This is a genomic window from Actibacterium sp., from assembly GCF_055134745.1.
On sequence record NZ_JBSRVX010000050.1, the window covers coordinates 1 to 17435 of the forward strand.

The window sequence follows — 17435 nt, forward strand, 5'->3', positions numbered from 1 at the left end:
AATTGCCTCAGATTTTTTACCGAAACCCAGATCATTCAACCCGAACCCCGACCCGCCAGCACATCCCTGCGCCGCCGGTGAGGGGCTATTTACGGACACACATCACGACTCGCAAGAGGTTTTTTCGTTTTTTCTTCACAAACCGCAAATCAGTTGTGGATAGCTTTGAAAATAAGCCCTCCTGGCCCCTGCAGGACCGTTCAAGTGATGACATCGGGGGACTCGCGCCCGGTTCTACGCTTGATGTCCGCCAGAGTTTCGGCCGCTGCAATCACCGGGGCCAGGGCGTGTTGTGGATCTAGGGCCATCTGTGCGGGGTCCGATTCATAGCGTTCCAGATAGACCCGCAGCGTGGCACCCTGGGTTCCAGTGCCCGACAGCCGGAATACGATGCGCGCACCGCCCCGGAACCCGATGCGGATCCCCTGCCCGGTCGCGCGCGACCCGTCGACGGGATCGTCATAGGCGAATTCATCCGCCGTTTCGATCATCAATCCGGCCACCCCCTGCCCGGGCAGATCGGTCAGCCGCGCGCGCAGATCATCCATCAGCCCGCTGGCCGCCCCGGCATCGACCGCCTCGTAATCGTGGCGCGAATAATAGTTGCGCCCGTATCGGGCCCAGTGATCTTGCAGGATCTGCGCCACCGACTGGCGCCGCACGGCCAGGATATTCAGCCACAACAGCACCGCCCATAACCCGTCTTTTTCGCGCACATGGTCTGATCCGGTGCCTGCGCTTTCCTCGCCGCAGATCGTGGCGCGGCCGGCATCCAGCAGGTTGCCGAAGAATTTCCAACCCGTCGGGGTTTCATAACAGCCGATCCCCAGCGCAGCCGCCACCCGGTCGGCCGCACCCGAGGTGGGCATCGAGCGCGCGATCCCCTTCAGCCCCGCCGCATAGCCCGGCGCCAGATGCGCATTGGCCGCCAGCACCGCCAGGCTGTCGGACGGCGTGACATAACAGCCGCGCCCCACGATCATGTTGCGGTCGCCATCCCCGTCGGATGCCGCACCGAAATCGGGCGCGTTCGGCCCCAGCATCAGATCCATCAGCGGTTTGGCCCAGATCGGATTGGGGTCGGGATGACCGCCGCCGAAATCGGGGCTGGGCACGGCATTGACCATGCTGCCCGGGGAAGCACCCAGCGCCGTTTCCAAAATCGCATGCGCATATGGCCCCGTGACCGCATGCATCGCATCAAAGCGCAGCGAAAACCCCGAGGCGAACAGCGCCCGGATCGCATCAAAATCGAACAGGGTTTCCATCAGCGCCTGATAATCGGCCACCGGATCGACGACCTCGACCGCCATGCCGCCCAGATGGGTGATGCCGATGGTGCCAAGGTCCACATCCTGCGCCTCTAGAATATGGTATTCTGTCAGGCACTGGGTGGCGGCAAATATCCGGTCGGTTACATCCTCGGGCGCCGGGCCACCGTTGGCGATATTGTATTTCACGCCGAAATCTTCATCCAGACCGCCAGGGTTATGACTGGCCGACAGGATCAGCCCGCCATCCGCCCCGCGCAGCCGGATCAGATGCGACGCCGCCGGGGTGGACAACAGCGCCCCCTGCCCCACGACCACCCGCGCCGCGCCGCCGGCAGCCGCCATGCGCAGGATCACCTGCGCCGCACGGTCGTTGAAATAACGCCCGTCGCCGCCCAGCACCAGAACCTTGCCGGCAACCCCGCCGATGCCATTCCAGACCGACTGGATGAAGTTCTCCAGATAATGCGGCTGCATGAAAACCCGTGTCTTCTTGCGCAGGCCCGACGTGCCCGGTTTTTGTCCGGCGATGGGTGTGGTGGCCACGGAAATCTTTTGCATCGAATACTCCTGTTCGTTGAAGGCATTCTTGTCATCTGTGGCCCGGCTGCAAGTTGTGTCAGGCCTATGTGACGAAAGTAAAAAGAAATCTTTCGGATTATTGCCCTGAAAAGCCAAGAGATCGGCAAGATTGCGCCCAACTGTATCAGCCATTTCCCGCGCCGCATCGCATTGCGTATCCGACATGGTGCCTGGCAGGGCGCCGATATCGTGATGAAAGTATATAAAATACAAGTCGTTACCGGAAAAAGGCCACATCAGACTCATTCGGGGCGGCCAGTTTCATACAGGTGACACCAATATCACCCTTGTCGTCAAACCATTGCAAATATTGAATAATCTGCCATCGTTCCTGATGTATGATGAATGATTGTCGGGTGGCATGGAAAAATTCCTGTTCAAAGCGGTACGGGTGGAACTCTGGCTGATCCTGCTGGTCGCTGTGCTGGGAATTGTCGGGCTGACCGTCTTCGGGGCGATGGTCAGGGTCGATGCGCAGGGATACAAGACCTTTGGGCGGGCTGGCCAGATCGCCGGGGCCGTCGCCAGTTTCCCTACCCTGATGAAGAACGTGATGACTCCGCAACAGGGCTTGGTCGCCTATGGCGGGCAAAGGTTTGCCAAAAACCCCGGCGGCTGGAATGTGACCGAGGGCGCCGCCCCGATTGATGCCTATATCCTGCTCAGCCGGTTCGATGGTGATACTGATCGCCACGTGGTCGAACTGTTCGACCCGGTGGCGCAAAAGACCGTGTTTCAGTGGCGGCCCGATGCAGACACCCTGATGCAGGGCGTTGACCCCAACCCCAAACACAAACAGCCTGTCGATCTTGGCAACAATCGTTTTCGCGTGATCCACCCGCTGCTGACCGATGATGGCGGGCTGATCATCAAGGATCACGGTGCGCCACTGGCCAGGGTCGATGCCTGTTCGCGCAAGGTCTGGCTGCAAGACAGCCAGTTGTTTCACCATTCCACCGAACCCGCCGACGATGGCAGCTTCTGGACCCCCAGCCATATCGAACCGGTCGTGGCCAAGGGCGTATTACCCGAATATTTCGATGACGGGCTTGCCCACATCGCGGCAGACGGCACGATTCTGGCCAATATTTCCGCCACGCAGGCGCTGATGGATAATGGATATCGCTATCTGATTTTCCGCACCGGTCCTGCCTATAAGGATCATGTTCATATCGACCGCATCCACGTCAACGACATCCAGCCCGTGCTGGCGGATGGTCCGCATTGGAAAAAGGGCGATCTGTTTGTCAGCATGCGGCATATCTCGGCGCTGATGCTGTATCGCCCGTCGACCAACCGGATCATCTGGCTGCGCGAAGGGCCCTGGTCGGCCCAGCACGATGTGGACATCGTCGATGACCACACCATTGCCGTGTTCAACAACAATGTGCTCGACATGGGCAAGGGCGCGCAGGTCTACAAGACCAACAATATCGTCTATTATAATTTCGACACCGATCAGACCAGCACGCCCTTTGATGCCCTGTTCAAAGGACAGGATATCAAGACCATGTCCGAAGGCAGCTTTACCCTGCTGCCCGGCGGCGATGTGATGGTCGAAGAGGAAAACTTCGGCCGCCTGCTGGTGGGCCGCGCCGATGGCAGCATCAAGGCCAGTTTCATCAACCGGGCCAGCAACGGCAAGGTTTACCGGCTGGGCTGGAGCCGCGCCATCGACCGCGACCGCGGCGACCGTATCGCGAAAGTGCTGGCCGGGGTGTCGTGCGGCTGAGCATTGCCCGACACCTGAAACGGTCTTGCCTGACGGCGCGCATCCTGACAAAACCGGGCTTCGTTGATCAGAAAGCCAGCAAATGACAGAACAACCCCCAAAGGGGATCGAACCCATCCTGCGGGCGATCGCCATGCCCGGCGACACCAATATTTCGGGCGACATATTCGGCGGATGGCTGATGTCGCAGATGGACCTTGCGGGCGGCATCATGGCCTATCAGCTTGCCCGGGGGCGCGTGGTGACGATCACGGTCGAACAGATGCGGTTTCTAAAGCCGGTGAAGGTGGGTGATATCGTATCGCTTTACGGCACCCTGCTGGGAATAGGGCGGACATCGCTGCAGATCGAGGTTTGCGCCTGGCGCCAGCCCCGCGGGCAGACCGAATATGAAAAGGTCACCGAATCCGTCTTTCGCTTCGTCGCCATAGACGAAAACGGTGTGCCGCGCCCGGTGCCGCGCCCTGAATCCGATCTGCAATGACCTGCCTTGGAAATTCCAATATCCGCGCCTATAAGGCGCGCACATCAATGCCAAGGATCCTGTGATGCGCACAGCCCAGATCAAACGGAAAACGGCCGAAACCGATATTACCGTCGATATCAACCTCGACGGGACCGGAACCTATGACAACCAGACCGGCATAGGGTTTTTCGACCATATGCTGGATCAGCTGGCGCGCCATTCTCTGATCGACATGACCATCCGCGCCACGGGCGATCTGCATATCGACGATCACCACACCGTCGAAGACACCGGCATCGCACTGGGACAGGCGCTGACACAGGCCCTGGGCGACAAGCGCGGCATACGCCGTTATGGCGCCTGCCTGCTGCCGATGGATGACGCACTGGTGCGCGCCGCGCTGGACCTGTCGGGGCGGCCATTTCTGGTGTGGAACGTGACGCTGCCCACCGCGAAAATCGGCGCCTTCGACACCGAACTGGTGCGCGAATTCTTTCAGGCCGTCAGCACCCATGGCGGGATCACCCTGCATATGGATGCACTGCACGGAATCAACAGCCACCACATCGCCGAAGCCGCGTTCAAGTCCGTGGCGCGCGCCTTGCGCGAGGCCGTGGAAACCGACCCGCGCAAGGGCGATACCATCCCCTCGACCAAGGGGGCGCTGTAAGCCCGTGGTCACGGCGATTGTCGATTACGAGTCGGGAAACCTGCACTCGGCGCAAAAAGCGTTTGAACGGGTGGCGCGCGAAACCGGCGCGGGCCGGGTTGTCGTGACCGCCGATCCCGATGTGATCCGGACAGCCGGTCGTATCGTATTGCCCGGCGATGGCGCCTTTCCCGCCTGCCGGGCGCAACTGTTCGACCATCGCGGCGTGTTCGAGGCGATGCAGGAGGCCGTGATTGCGGGCGGCAGGCCGTTTCTGGGCATCTGTATCGGGATGCAGATGCTGGCCACGCGCGGGATGGAATATGCACAGACCCCCGGTTTCGACTGGATCGGCGGCGAGGTCGTGAAGATCGTCCCGGGCGATCCGGCGCTGAAAGTGCCGCATATGGGCTGGAACGATCTGGTGATCGACGCCCCGCACCCGGTGCTGGAAGGAATCATAACGGGCGATCACGCCTATTTCGTGCATTCCTATCATTTCAGGGTGCGCGACCCCGCGCATCGGCTGGTGCATTGCGATTATGGCGGCGACATCACCGCCATCGTAGGGCGCGACAATATTGTCGGCACCCAGTTCCACCCCGAGAAAAGCCAGGCCACCGGATTGCGCATGATCGCCAATTTCCTGCGCTGGAAACCGTGACCCCGCCCCGCGCCGTTCTGTCCTGGTCTTCGGGCAAGGATTGCGCCTTTGCGCTGGTAGAGGCGCGCAGGCTGGGGCTGGCCGATGTGGTGGCGGTGCTGACCACCACGAACGAGGCCTTTGATCGCGTCGCCATGCATGGCACCCGCAACACATTGCTGCGCCGGCAGGCCGATGCGCTGGGGCTGGATCTGATCGAGGTGCCCCTGCCCTGGCCCTGTTCGAATGCGCAATACGAGACGCGGATGGCCGCCGCCACGCAGCAGATACTGGAGCGTGACATTCGTCACATGGTGTTTGGTGATCTGTTCCTGGAAGACGTGCGCGCCTATCGCGAGACGAACCTGGCCAGGGTGGGGATCAAGGCGATTTTCCCGCTTTGGGGCCGCGATACCGGCCTGCTGGCACGCCAGATGATCGACGCGGGCCTGCAAGCGCGGATTGTCACCGTGGACCCGCGCAAGCTGGATGCTTCCTTTGCCGGGCGGGCGTTTGATGAAAGTTTTCTGGCCGATCTGCCCACAGGCGTCGACCCCTGCGGCGAGAATGGTGAATTCCATACCGCCGTGACCGGTGGGCCGATGTTCAGCGCCCCCATCCCCGTAAGGCCGGGCGAGACGGTCACGCGCGACGGGTTTGTCTTCGCTGACGTGATTCCCCTGTGAAAGGGTTACGATTTTTCTGCGAAAAATCGCGCCTTCGGCGAGGGTATTTCGGCCAAGAATAAACAGAAAGTTTTTCAAACACGTCGCTGTGCCGCGGGCAGCGCCCGAGTTGCAATTCACCCGCGCCCGTGCATAACAGCCGCACAAGACCGGAGAGCCTGACATGATCCTGTATCCAGCGATTGATCTGAAAGACGGCCAATGCGTGCGCCTGTTCAAGGGCGAGATGGATCAGGCCACCGTTTTCAGCGATGACCCCGCCGCGCAGGCCCGCGCCTTTGCGGCGGCAGGATGCGAATGGCTGCATCTGGTCGATCTGAACGGCGCCTTTGCCGGGACCCCGGTGAATGCCGCGCCGGTCGAGGCCATTCTGGCCGCGGTGGATGTGCCCACCCAGTTGGGCGGCGGCATTCGTGACATGGTCACGATCGAGAACTGGCTGACCAAGGGGCTGTCGCGGGTGATCCTGGGAACGGTGGCGGTGGAAAATCCGGCCCTGGTACGCGAGGCCGCGCGCGCTTTTCCCGGACAGGTTGCCGTGGGAATCGACGCCCGCAACGGCCGTGTCGCCACCAAGGGCTGGGCCGAGGAGACCGATGTCATGGTCACCGATCTGGCGCGCTCGTTCGAGGATGCGGGCGTGGCCGCCATCATCTATACCGATATCAACCGCGATGGCGCCATGCAGGGGCCCAATATCGCGGCGACCGAGGCGCTGGCCCGCGCGGTTTCGATTCCGGTGATCGCCAGTGGCGGGGTTTCGTCGCTGGCGGATCTGATCGCGCTGCGCGACACCGGCGTGATTTCGGGGGCGATTTCGGGACGCGCGCTGTATGATGGCGCAATTGATCTGGGTGAGGCACTGGTCGCGCTGAAGGGGTCATCATGCTGAAGACCCGCCTCATCCCCTGTCTGGACGTGGCCGATGGCCGCGTGGTCAAGGGGGTCAACTTTGTCAATCTGACCGATGCGGGCGATCCGGTCGAGGCCGCCAAGGCCTATGATGCCGCCGGCGCGGACGAGCTGTGTTTTCTGGATATCCACGCCACCCATGAAAACCGCGGCACGATGTATGATCTTGTAACGCGCACCGCCGAGCAGTGCTTCATGCCGCTGACCGTGGGCGGCGGCGTGCGGACATCGGAGGATGTGCGCGCCTTGCTGCTGGCGGGGGCCGACAAGGTGTCGTTCAACTCGGCCGCCGTGGCCGAGCCCGATGTTGTCGCGCGCGCCGCGGACAGGTTCGGCAGCCAGTGCATCGTGGTGGCGATCGACGCAAAGACGGTGGCCCCGGGCAAATGGGAGATCTTCACCCATGGCGGACGCAAATCCACCGGGATTGACGCGGTGGCATTCGCCCGCCTGGCCGCCGCCAAGGGCGCCGGTGAGATCCTGCTGACCAGCATGGATCGCGACGGCACACGGGCGGGGTTCAACCTGCCGCTGACCCGCACCATCGCCGATGCCGTCGATGTGCCGGTGATCGCATCGGGCGGGGTTGGCACGCTGGATCATCTGGTGGAAGGCGTCACCCTGGGCCATGCCAGCGCGGTTCTGGCCGCGTCGATCTTTCACTTCGGGGAATTCACCATCGGCCAGGCCAAGGCACATATGGCGGCGGCCGGCATACCAGTGAGGCTGACATGAACACGCTGGAACGGCTATCGGCGACGATCGCGGCCCGCAAGACCGCCGATCCCGAAACCTCCTGGACCGCGAAACTGCTGTCGTGTGGTCCCGAGAAATGCGCCGAGAAATTCGGCGAGGAAGCGGTCGAAGCCATCATCGCAGCCGTCAAGGACGACCGTGCGGGCCTGACCGCCGAAGCCGCCGATGTCTTGTATCATCTGCTGGTTATGCTTGCGGCCCGCGATGTGCCGCTGGCTGATGTGCTGGCGGAACTGGACCGGCGCGAAGGCCGGTCCGGAATCGCGGAAAAAGCGGGACGCTGATCTGCGCCCGGCCGTTCAGATGATACGCACCTGAGTGCCGACCGGGGCAAGGGCGAACAGTTCCTCTATCTTGTCGTTATACAACCCGATGCAGCCAGAGGATGACCGCCGCCCGATCTTGCGGGTGTCATGGGTGCCGTGGATCAGATAGGCGGGCCAGTCCAGATACATGGCATGCGTGCCCAGCGGATTGCCGGGACCGGGCGGCATATAATGAAGATCGGGATTGCGCTTGATCATGTCCGGTGTCGGTGTCCAGTCCGGACCGACCCGTTTGCGAACGATACGGGTATATCCGCGCCGGGTCAGTTCGTCGCTCATCGGGACGGAGGTGGGATAGATACGGTAATCCGATCCGTCTGCATTCCAGAAATGCAGGGCGCGTGAAACCGTATCGGCCACGATCGTCGCCCGGCCCAATGTGCTGAAATGATCTTGCCAGCGTTGCGCGGTGAAGCTGGACACGTTGTGATCGGTCGGATGGGGTGCCTCGACATAATTTTCTTCGGCAAGCGCAAACCGGGGCAGACCGCCCAATACGGCGCATGCGCCGGCGCCAATGATGAAATTCCTGCGACTGGAAAGACTGGGAAATGATTTCTGCATGATCTGCCCCATGGCCATGTGGTTTTCTGACGGCATAGCAGGACGGGGCATTGCCCAAAACCCTGCCCCCGGTCACGAATATGCGAGGGCTGGACCCTATCCGAACAGGCGTGGATGTTCGATGGCGGGGCAGCGGTTCTGGACGACATCAATGCCCGCAGCCTGCGCTTGCGCGGCAGCCGTATCATTGACGATCCCCAGTTGCAGCCAGATCGTTTTCAAACCGGGCAGATGGTCCAGCGCATCCTGCACCACGGGCGGAACATCTTCGGATTTGCGGAACACATCGACCATATCCACGCCCACATCTGCGGGGATCTGTCCAAGGCTGGCATAGACCGGTTCACCCAGCAGGCTTTGCCCTTCCAGGCCCGGATTGACGGGCACGATCCGCTTGCCGATGGATTGCAGGAATCGCGCCACCCGGTGGCTGGGACGCGCGGTATTGGCTGATATGCCGACCACGGCAATCACCTTGCTGCGGCTCAGGATGTCTTTGAGGAAAGTATCGGAATAGTCGGTCATTACATCAAACCTGATAGAAAAAAGCGCCCGGGCCAGATGGCCGGGCGCCAGTTACGGAACGAGGGACAGTAAAAAGAAAACGCGAAGGTTCCGATTTCGCGCCTCTGACTACCAGATAGGTCGGCTGGGCCACATTGCCAGAGCATGTGATAAATTCGTGAACAGCGTGTAAACGGCCGGGCATTTCAAGTCTCGCGGGATGCATAAAGCGAAACCGCCGCGGCGTTCGAGACATTCAACGATCCGAATGCCCCGGCAAAGGGAATTCTGACCAGCTGGTCGCAGGTCTCGCGGGTGCGTTCGCGCAGGCCGGGGCCCTCGGCGCCCAGCACAAGCGCGACCGGCAGATGACGAACGGGGTTCAGGGCCTCGTCCAGCGTCACATCGGCCTCTCCGTCCAGACCCAGCAGCACATAGCCCATCTTGCGCAGGGTCAGCATCGCATCCGCCAGATTGGGCACGCGGCAATAGGGCTGACGCTCCAGCGCGCCGCTGGCCGTCTTGGCCAGTGCCCCGGTTTCAGGGGCGGAATGACGATGGGGGGCGATCACGGCCCGCGCCCCGAATACCTCGGCCGAGCGCAGGATCGCGCCGACATTATGCGGATCGGTTACACGGTCCAGCAAAACCACGCGCGGCGCGCCCAGTCCGGGTTCACACAGGGTTTCGATCTTGCCCCAATCCAGCGGCTTGACCTCGAGCGCGGCCCCCTGATGCACCGAACCATCGTCCAGCGGAGCTGCGAATTTGCGCGGATCGGATATTTCCGGCTGCATGCCGCTGGCCGCGATCGCCTCGGCCAGCTTGTCGGCGGCGTTGCGAGTCACCACCAGACGTAACCGGATGCGGGCCGGATTCATCAGCGCATCACGCACCGCATGCAACCCGAACAGCCAGACGGTTTCGGCGGCCGCCGCACGTTTTGCGCGTTCCTTGTCGATGACCCAATCCGGCTTTTTCATATGGCCCCATGCGCTGTGCGTTGCGGCGTGGACCATGGCCATGGAACGTCGCGGTTGCAAGGGATTTTCCTGTTGACGCCCCCCTGCGGCGGCGATATCCACCCGTCACTCGCTTCGGGGTCCGCCCCGAAACGATGGGCGACAGGCCGCAAGGTGTGGCAGGGGACTGTAACTCCCTCGCGGAGACGCACGCCTGGTTCGATTCCAGGGTCGCCCACCATTTTTCTTTATTCTTGTCCGATTGCCGCCACGGGCCGTTCTGACCATTCGGCCGGGCATCGCCATTTCCATTCAGAACAATCGCCACGCAGAGAAATCGGCCGCTGCGGACCCATATCCATGCCGCCAGCCCTTACACCAGCCGCAGAATATTCAGGCTGCGATTGATCGAGCGCAATGCAGGCAGCCCGGCATGGTGCTAGGATGTGTGATTGGCAACATAAATGGACGGGAGTAGACGCGATGAAACCTCTGAAAGCGGGAAACTCGGCGGCGACCGGCATGTTGGATCCGGGCATCGGCCTTGAACAGGCCAGGCAATTCGCGAACATGACCCAGGTCACAACACTGCAGACCTTTGCCCCCCTGGCTAAAATGATGCAGGCCAATCTGGAAACATGGGCGGAAATTCTGGCCTTCGCCCAGCGCCGGACCAAGGCGCAAGCGGCCCTGTGGCAAAGTCTGGCGCAATGCAATTCGCCCGATGACAGCCTGAACGCCCAGCGCGACTTTGTAGAGCGCATGACAGACGACTATACCGTCGAAGGCACAAATCTGGCCGATCTGGCGCAGCGCAACATGTCAGAGATGGCAACCTCGCTGTCGGTGCAGATCAATGGGCGCGCCGCGGAATAAAGCGGTCGTCATGGCCTGCATTGGCCCCCTTTGGGCGGCGGATCATGCCGGGGGCAAGTCATGTCGCCGGTGGACGGTATCGGCACGTTTGCGGGCCGCGCGAAACGATGCTTCGCCTGCCGCCAATTCGATGATCTCATCGGTGATGGTTTCCTGACGCACCTGCCGCGCCTGCGCGATCAGGTCAGCAAGCTTGCGTTCGGCCTGGGTCTGGGCGGCCGCCATCGCCTGCATGCGGGCGGCATTCTCGGATGCAAGGGCATGCAGTGCGGCACGGCACAGCCCGGCATGCAACGCCTCGGCCATCAATCCGGCCAGAAGATCGGCCGGGGGCAGGTTCAGAACAGGCGGCGCAGCCCCGCGCGCGCCAGGTTCTGTGTCGATAGGAAACAGGCGCAGGGTTTCAACCCGCGGGACGCCACCCGGACCGGTAACGGTAAAGATCGCGTCGATACGCCGGCTGCCCCCGGCCAGAAGCTCGCGGGCCAGGTTATCGGCAAAGCGCGGAACGCCGGGCCCATGAACCGGAAGCGCCACACGGCGCCAGGCGGCAATGCCCCGTTCCGCCGCGACATAGTGACCGCGCGTGCCCACAAGAACAAGACGCGCACCCATCGCAAGACGGTCCAGCACACGTTCGGAAAACGCACCGGCAAAGCCCTGCTCGGCCAGGAAAACCACAAGGGTTTCAGGTATATCCGGCCCCGGCCCCGGCCCCGGGTTCGGCAGCATCGCCAGAATGCGCGCCAAAGCCCCCCGGATCGTTTCGGCATAGGTATCCACGGCCGCCAGTTCGGTTGTGGCCTGTCGGGCGCGGGCTGCAGCCATGCCGCGCATGGCGGCAACCACCGATCCCAGTTTGCGCACCCCGTCGATGCGGTCGGTCAGATCGGCCAGCCGCACGGTCATGGCGCCACCCCATTGCGCGCCGGGGTCAGTTCCGCGGCAAGCGCCGCCAGCGCCGCGATCAGGCTTTGGCGCATGGTATCGTTCAGGCTGTCCTGACCAATCCGCCCTGCTTGATCAATCCCGGCCAGCACCTCGGGCAGGCGGGCGCGAAACGCGGCGATACGCTCGACCGGCAGCGCGTCCAGCACGCCCGATTGAACGGCAAGAACCAGTGCGACCTCTTGCGCAAGATCCAGCGGCCTGTGCTGGCCCTGCACCAGAATGGCGCGAATCCGTTGACCCCGGGCCAGTTGCGCACGCACGCGCATGTCGGGAATACCGCCGAAACGGGTGAACATCTCCAGCTCCAGAAACTGGGCATAGTCCAGCCGTATCGTTTCAGCAGCATCGCGCAATGACCGGGCCTGGGTCTTGCCACCGACGCGGCTGACCGAGGTGCCGACATCCACCGCCGGTTTCTGGCCCTCGTTGAACAGCTTGCTGTCCAGAACGATCTGGCCATCGGTGATGGAAATCAGGTTTGTCGGAATATAGGCAGACAGGTTTCCAGCGTCGGTTTCGGCAATGGGCAGCGCCGTCAGCGACCCCGCACCCCGGCTGTCGGCCAGTTTGGCGGCACGTTCCAGAAGGCGGGCATGCACATAGAACACATCGCCCGGATAGGCCTCGCGCCCCGGAGACTGCCGGGTCAGCAGGGCGATTTCGCGGTGGCAGGCGGCATGTTTGGTCAGATCGTCCAGCACGATCAGCGCATGCCCACCACTGTCGCGGAAATATTCGGCCATGGTCATGCCGGCAAAGGGCGCGATCCATTGCAGCCCGGGCGGCGTGGCCGCGCCGGCAACCACCACGATACTGCGCGCCAGCGCGCCGCTGTCACGCATCGTCTGCACCACGCGGCGCACCGCCGATCCCTTCTGGCCGATAGCGACATAGATCGAGATCACATCGCCGTCTTTCTGGTTCAGGATCGTATCCAGCGCCAGCGTGGTCTTGCCGGTGGCACGGTCGCCCACGATCAGCTCTCGCTGGCCGCGGCCCAGCGCAAAGAACGTATCCACCACCAGCGTTCCGGTCTGAACCGGGCGGATCACGGGGGCGCGCTCGATGATGCCGGGGGCCGGGCATTCGATGGGGTTCGTGTCCGTGGCCTCGATCGGCGGACCGCCGTCGATGGGCCGGCCAAGCGGATCAACGACACGCCCCAGCAGCGCCGGGCCGACCGGCACGCGGATCACCGCGCCCGTGCCCGATACCTTGTCGCCCGCCTCGATGCCCTCGGCATGATCCAGCAGAACCGCCGCCACCCTGTCGGGCTCCAGGCTTTGAACATAGCCGGTCTGGCCCCCGCCGAATGACAGCACCTCGTCAAGCCGCACGTCCGGCAGCCCCGACAGAAAGGCAATGCCATCGGCGATTTCCTCGACCCGGCCGAAACGCGCGACCTGCACCCCAAGATCGGTGCGCGCAACGGCCTGCCGGGCCTTGGCCAGCCAGGTTTCGGGGTCAGTCGTCATGAACAATCCCCTCTCGCATCCGGGCTAGGACATCCCGCCATGAAAAGGAAAGGCTCATATGCGCCCCGGTCAATTCCAGACCGGCCACCAGTGGGGGATCGGTGCGAAACGCCAACACGGGCGCGGCCCCCAGCGCGGTGAACAGCCGATCACGTATCCGGTCCTGCTCGGCTTCGGGCACAGCCGTGGCGGTGGCGACGACAAGACCGTCCGTGGTGGCCAGGGCCGACCTGTCGCTATCGGACAGCGCGCCGATCCTGGCGGCCAATTCATCAAGGCAGGCCGCGCGCAGGGCCGGACCATCCAGATCACGCCCCAGACGGGCAGCCATGTCCAGCGCCAGATCGGCAGCATGACCGGAAAATTCGGCCTGGGCCGCGGCTCTGTCGGCCTCGATCCGGGCGGTGGCCGCGGCCCTGATCTGGCGGGCCTCGTCGCGGGCAGACTCAAGCAGCCTGCCCCGTTCCGCCTCGGCCGCCGCGCGGGCCGCTTTCAATGCGTCCTGCCGATCTGTTGCGATGCGGTCGCGCTCGGCGTTCAGTTCGGCGCGCAGGGTTTCGGCGGCATCGCGGGCGGCTTCGGCCTCTTTCACGATACGGTCGGTTTCCGCCCGGCGCGCCGCGATCACCTGCGCCAGGGGGCGCCAGAACAGCCGGCTCAGCAGCCAGATGAGAACCGTCACATTGACGGTCTGAAACGCAAGTGTGGACCAGTCCAGCGACATCAGTTGATAAACGGATTGGCGAACAGAAGCAAAAGCGCGATCACCAGACAATATATCGCTGTCGTCTCGATCATCGCGAGACCGACGAACAATGTGCGCGAGATCGAATTGGTCGCTTCGGGCTGGCGGGCGATGGCCTCCATCGCGGCGGCAACGGCGCGCCCTTCGGCAAGGGCCGGCCCAAGAGAGCCGAACGCAACGGCGAAGGCGGCGGAAACGATCGAAACGATGGCGAGCCAATCCATGTGTCAGTCCTTTTGTTTTGGATTTTCAGAAGCTTCGGACACGGTCGCGGCGATGAACACCATCGCCAGAACCGCAAAGATATAGGCCTGCACCAGTCCCGTCAGCAGATCGAGCGCCATGAACGGGATCGGCACCAGCAAGCCAGCCAGCGACAGCACGATCCCGATGATGAACGCCCCGCTCATGACATTGCCGAACAGCCGCACCAGCAACGAAAAGGTGCGCGTGATGCTTTCGACAAAGTTCAGCGGAATCATCAGCGGCGTGGGCATGGCAAAGCTTTTCAGATAGCCGGCCAGCCCGCCGGCCCGTATCCCGAAAAAGACCACGGACAAAAATACCAGCAGCGCCAGCGCCGCATCGGTTTCCAGCGCGGCGGTCGGGGGTTTCACGCCGGGCACCAGCGACGACCAGTTAGAGGCAAGGATGAACAGGAACAGCCCGCCGATAAAGGCGCGGAACGGTCCAGGTTCGGTCTGCATCGTGTCGCGGATCTGGGCATCCAGCGTATCGACGATCAGCTCCGCCGCCGATTGAACCATGCCCGGATCGCGCTTCAGGTCGCGGGTGACAAGCCAGGCCACCAGCACAAGCACCCCCATGATGGCCCAGGTGGTAACCACAGCCTGCGATACCGCGACCGTGCCAATGTGAAATACAACATTTGTTTCCAGCGGCGAGTTCATCATATGGCCCTGCCACGGCGCAACTCCCAGATCCGCCCCAGGGCGAAGCCAAGCGCCGCGCCCGCCAGCGGCCCGACACCCATCAGCGCCGCCAGAACAAACAGCCCGATCGTGACGCCAAAGCGTAAGGCACCCAGCCCCAGCGCCCGCATTGGCGATCCGTCACGGATCAGCGCATCGGTTCCGGCCCGAAGCGCCCTGAAATGCAATCGTCCGGCCACAAGACCGGCCAATACGGCAAATATTGTCCAGATCAGCGGTGTCATGTCTTCTCCATCCACTTCCAACCGAAATAAGCCCCCAAACAGATCCCAAGCAGCAACAGCGGCGCCGAAAAGAAGATGCCGGTGCCAAACATCCGGTCCAGTGCACGGCCGATGAACACCCCGCCCAAAGCAGGCAACACGATCAGCCAGCCCAGAACACCGATCTGGCCAAGCCTGCGGGTAAAGGACATCTCGCCTTCGGCCCGCCAACTGCGTTCACGTTCAGCCCTGCGGCGCGCGGCTTCGGCAAGGTCTTCGTTTTCGCTCATGCCAGGCTGTCCCGTTGTGCGCGCCCGTCCAGATTCATCACGATCTGGCGTATTGCAGCCAGTTGCAGCCGGGTGGCATCGACATGTTCGGCGCGCGCCTCGTCCTGCTCGGCCCGAAACCGGGTCAGCACCTGTTCGCAGAGGGTTGCCAGATCGTCACCCAGCACGGCCTCGCGCGTGCTGAGGTGAACCTGATCGCCACCGGTCACGGCCAGAACCCCGCCCCGCACGGCGGCATGTCGCCGCGTGCCGTCGGTCAGCGTCCAACTGACCACCGAAATCGCAAGATCAGTCAGGAAATCGGCGTGTCCCGGCAGAATACCGAACCGGCCCGTGGCATCCTCGGCCGTAATGGCGCGGATATCTGCTTTGTCCAGGGCAACCGACAGGGGAGTGACGATGATCAACTTCATGCCGCGGCCCCCGCCATCCCGGCCTTGTGACCCGCAGCCTGTTCCTTTTGTCTTGCCTCGTCGATCGTGCCGATCATGTAGAGCGAGCTTTCGGCCCAGTCATCGGTCTCGCCCTCCAGTATCGCCTTGCAACCCGCCAGCGTGTCGGCCCGTGTGACCGAGCGGCCCGGGGTGCCTGTAAAGCTTTCGGTCACTGCAAAGGGCTGGGTCAGAAACCGCTGCAGCCGCCGGGCGCGGCGCACGGTCAGCCGGTCGGCGGTGGAAAGCTCCTCGGTGCCCAAAAGGGCGATGATATCCTGCAGATCGTGAAAGCGGGCCAGCATGCTGCGCGCCTGGCTGGCCAGATGATAGTGTTCCGCACCCACCACCTCGGCGTCCAGCAGCAACGAACTGGAGGCCAGCGGATCGACCGCCGGATAAAACCCAGACGCAGCCAGAGCCCGTGACAGAACGATGGACGAATCCATATGGCTTGACAGGGTCGTGACGGCCGGGTCGGTGAAATCATCCGCCGGGACATAGACCGCCTGAATCGCCGTTACCGCCGCCCCCGCGACCGAAGCGATGCGTTCCTGCAGCGCGGCCACTTCCGAGGCCAGTGTCGGCTGATAGCCAACCCGCGAAGGCAGCCGCCCCAGCAGCCCCGACAACTCACTTCCGGCCTGAACGAACCGAAAGACATTATCCATCAGCAACAGCACGTTCCGATGGGCGCGGTCGCGAAAATCCTCAGCGATTGCCAGCGCAGTCATCGGCACGCGCCAGCGGGCACCGGGAGGTTCGTTCATCTGGCCATAGATCAGCGCCGTGCGCGCCAACACGCCAGAACTGGTCATGTCCGCCAGCATCTCCTGACCTTCGCGCGACCTTTCGCCAACCCCGGCGAAAACCGAAATGCCCTGATATTTCTGGACCATCGCCTGGATCAGCTCCATCACCAGTACGGTCTTGCCCACGCCAGCCCCGCCAAACATCGCGGCCTTGCCTCCGCGCGCAAGCGGCAACAGAAGGTCGATCACCTTGATGCCCGTTTCAAACACCGTAACACCAGATTCAGCGCGGTCAAAGGCGGGCGGCAGGCCCTGTATCGGCCGCCTGGGCGTATCGGCGGGAAAGTCCGGCCCGCCATCCTGGGGTGCGCCCGTGACATCCAGCAATCGCCCCAGCACCGCCTCGCCCACGGGAACGCGCAATGGTGCCCCGGTTGCCGTCACCGGGGTGCCGCGCGCCAGACCGGCAGTGGCCTGAAACGCGATGGCGCGCACCGCGCTTCTGTCGATATGGCCATGAATTTCCAGCAGCAACGGATGCCCGACATCCCAATCCACGTTCAGAACTGTTCCAATGGCGGGCAAACCGCCGTCAAAACGGACATCGACAACCGGGCCACGCACGGCAATGACGGTTCCGCAAGTCGCTGGGGTCTGGGTCATGAAAGCCACGCTGTCATTTGCCCAAAAGGCTGAAACACAATAG

Annotated in this window: 22 protein-coding genes and 1 tRNA gene; 10 read left to right on the top strand and 13 right to left on the bottom strand. The window is 62.9% G+C overall.

Annotated features, from left to right (window positions below):
- Positions 1 to 200: 200 nt before the first annotated feature.
- A complete protein-coding gene (locus ACTCHC_RS10300) occupies positions 201 to 1832 on the bottom strand; it encodes an alpha-D-glucose phosphate-specific phosphoglucomutase (protein WP_463022404.1) in 1632 nt (543 codons plus the stop codon).
- A gap of 370 nt (positions 1833 to 2202) precedes the next feature.
- Here ACTCHC_RS10300 and ACTCHC_RS10305 point away from each other — a divergent pair, with 370 nt between their 5' ends.
- The 8 genes from ACTCHC_RS10305 (at position 2203) to ACTCHC_RS10340 (ending at position 7981) form a co-directional block, all read left to right on the top strand.
- Positions 2203 to 3585: an arylsulfotransferase family protein gene (locus tag ACTCHC_RS10305; RefSeq protein ID WP_463022405.1), complete on the top strand. Its 1383-nt coding sequence runs from the start codon at positions 2203 to 2205 to the stop codon at positions 3583 to 3585.
- Between the two features lie 82 nt (positions 3586 to 3667).
- Positions 3668 to 4069, top strand: a complete 402-nt coding sequence (locus ACTCHC_RS10310) for an acyl-CoA thioesterase (RefSeq protein WP_463022406.1) — start codon at positions 3668 to 3670, stop codon at positions 4067 to 4069.
- A 64-nt stretch (positions 4070 to 4133) separates the two neighbouring features.
- Positions 4134 to 4721, top strand: coding sequence for an imidazoleglycerol-phosphate dehydratase HisB (hisB, locus tag ACTCHC_RS10315; RefSeq protein WP_463022407.1), 588 nt, complete (start codon positions 4134 to 4136; stop codon positions 4719 to 4721).
- A 4-nt stretch (positions 4722 to 4725) separates the two neighbouring features.
- Entirely contained in the window at positions 4726 to 5364 is a 639-nt protein-coding gene (gene hisH, locus ACTCHC_RS10320) for an imidazole glycerol phosphate synthase subunit HisH (RefSeq protein ID WP_463022408.1), read from the top strand.
- Entirely contained in the window at positions 5361 to 6029 is a 669-nt protein-coding gene (locus ACTCHC_RS10325; protein ID WP_463022409.1) for a Dph6-related ATP pyrophosphatase, read from the top strand. Before hisH ends, ACTCHC_RS10325 begins: the two co-directional genes overlap by 4 nt.
- Positions 6030 to 6192: 163 nt before the next feature.
- Positions 6193 to 6921 (top strand): 1-(5-phosphoribosyl)-5-[(5-phosphoribosylamino)methylideneamino]imidazole-4-carboxamide isomerase, encoded by a 729-nt coding sequence (hisA, locus tag ACTCHC_RS10330; RefSeq protein WP_463022410.1) that lies wholly within the window; start codon positions 6193 to 6195, stop codon positions 6919 to 6921.
- The gene (hisF, locus tag ACTCHC_RS10335) at positions 6915 to 7676 is read left to right on the top strand and encodes an imidazole glycerol phosphate synthase subunit HisF (protein ID WP_463022411.1); all 762 of its coding nucleotides are present in this window, start codon (positions 6915 to 6917) and stop codon (positions 7674 to 7676) included. The genes hisA and hisF overlap by 7 nt, the downstream gene beginning before the upstream one ends.
- Positions 7673 to 7981, top strand: a complete 309-nt coding sequence (locus ACTCHC_RS10340; protein ID WP_463022412.1) for a phosphoribosyl-ATP diphosphatase — start codon at positions 7673 to 7675, stop codon at positions 7979 to 7981. The genes hisF and ACTCHC_RS10340 overlap by 4 nt, the downstream gene beginning before the upstream one ends.
- Before the next feature lie 15 nt (positions 7982 to 7996).
- On the opposite strand, the gene ACTCHC_RS10345 is transcribed toward ACTCHC_RS10340, so the two are convergent.
- From ACTCHC_RS10345 to rlmB, 3 genes are all read right to left on the bottom strand, one after another.
- Entirely contained in the window at positions 7997 to 8587 is a 591-nt protein-coding gene (locus ACTCHC_RS10345) for a L,D-transpeptidase (RefSeq protein ID WP_463022413.1), read from the bottom strand.
- Between the two features lie 96 nt (positions 8588 to 8683).
- On the bottom strand, positions 8684 to 9112 hold the full coding sequence (locus tag ACTCHC_RS10350; protein ID WP_463022414.1) for a CoA-binding protein: 429 nt from the start codon (positions 9110 to 9112) through the stop codon (positions 8684 to 8686).
- Positions 9113 to 9297: 185 nt separating this feature from the next.
- Positions 9298 to 10074: a 23S rRNA (guanosine(2251)-2'-O)-methyltransferase RlmB gene (rlmB, locus tag ACTCHC_RS10355; RefSeq protein WP_463022415.1), complete on the bottom strand. Its 777-nt coding sequence runs from the start codon at positions 10072 to 10074 to the stop codon at positions 9298 to 9300.
- 136 nt (positions 10075 to 10210) lie between these two features.
- Here rlmB and ACTCHC_RS10360 point away from each other — a divergent pair.
- A tRNA-Tyr gene (locus ACTCHC_RS10360) sits at positions 10211 to 10294 on the top strand.
- Positions 10295 to 10536: 242 nt separating this feature from the next.
- A complete protein-coding gene (locus tag ACTCHC_RS10365; RefSeq protein WP_463022416.1) occupies positions 10537 to 10929 on the top strand; it encodes a phasin family protein in 393 nt (130 codons plus the stop codon).
- Positions 10930 to 10971: 42 nt separating this feature from the next.
- Here ACTCHC_RS10365 and ACTCHC_RS10370 read toward each other — a convergent pair whose 3' ends face one another.
- From ACTCHC_RS10370 to atpD, 9 genes are read right to left on the bottom strand one after another with little or no spacing between them, the layout of a single operon-like run.
- A complete protein-coding gene (locus tag ACTCHC_RS10370; protein ID WP_463022417.1) occupies positions 10972 to 11838 on the bottom strand; it encodes a F0F1 ATP synthase subunit gamma in 867 nt (288 codons plus the stop codon).
- Positions 11835 to 13355: a F0F1 ATP synthase subunit alpha gene (locus ACTCHC_RS10375; RefSeq protein WP_463022418.1), complete on the bottom strand. Its 1521-nt coding sequence runs from the start codon at positions 13353 to 13355 to the stop codon at positions 11835 to 11837. Before ACTCHC_RS10375 ends, ACTCHC_RS10370 begins: the two co-directional genes overlap by 4 nt.
- The gene (locus tag ACTCHC_RS10380) at positions 13345 to 14079 is read right to left on the bottom strand and encodes a F0F1 ATP synthase subunit B family protein (RefSeq protein WP_463022419.1); all 735 of its coding nucleotides are present in this window, start codon (positions 14077 to 14079) and stop codon (positions 13345 to 13347) included. The genes ACTCHC_RS10375 and ACTCHC_RS10380 overlap by 11 nt, the downstream gene beginning before the upstream one ends.
- The gene (locus ACTCHC_RS10385) at positions 14079 to 14324 is read right to left on the bottom strand and encodes a F0F1 ATP synthase subunit C (protein WP_463022420.1); all 246 of its coding nucleotides are present in this window, start codon (positions 14322 to 14324) and stop codon (positions 14079 to 14081) included. Before ACTCHC_RS10385 ends, ACTCHC_RS10380 begins: the two co-directional genes overlap by 1 nt.
- A gap of 3 nt (positions 14325 to 14327) precedes the next feature.
- Positions 14328 to 15014: a F0F1 ATP synthase subunit A gene (locus ACTCHC_RS10390; RefSeq protein WP_463022421.1), complete on the bottom strand. Its 687-nt coding sequence runs from the start codon at positions 15012 to 15014 to the stop codon at positions 14328 to 14330.
- Positions 15011 to 15277: an N-ATPase subunit AtpR gene (locus ACTCHC_RS10395; RefSeq protein WP_463022422.1), complete on the bottom strand. Its 267-nt coding sequence runs from the start codon at positions 15275 to 15277 to the stop codon at positions 15011 to 15013. The genes ACTCHC_RS10390 and ACTCHC_RS10395 overlap by 4 nt, the downstream gene beginning before the upstream one ends.
- A complete protein-coding gene (locus ACTCHC_RS10400; RefSeq protein ID WP_463022423.1) occupies positions 15274 to 15546 on the bottom strand; it encodes an AtpZ/AtpI family protein in 273 nt (90 codons plus the stop codon). Before ACTCHC_RS10400 ends, ACTCHC_RS10395 begins: the two co-directional genes overlap by 4 nt.
- A complete protein-coding gene (locus tag ACTCHC_RS10405; RefSeq protein ID WP_463022424.1) occupies positions 15543 to 15959 on the bottom strand; it encodes a F0F1 ATP synthase subunit epsilon in 417 nt (138 codons plus the stop codon). The genes ACTCHC_RS10400 and ACTCHC_RS10405 overlap by 4 nt, the downstream gene beginning before the upstream one ends.
- The gene (gene atpD, locus ACTCHC_RS10410; RefSeq protein WP_463022425.1) at positions 15956 to 17392 is read right to left on the bottom strand and encodes a F0F1 ATP synthase subunit beta; all 1437 of its coding nucleotides are present in this window, start codon (positions 17390 to 17392) and stop codon (positions 15956 to 15958) included. The genes ACTCHC_RS10405 and atpD overlap by 4 nt, the downstream gene beginning before the upstream one ends.
- Positions 17393 to 17435 lie beyond the last annotated feature (43 nt).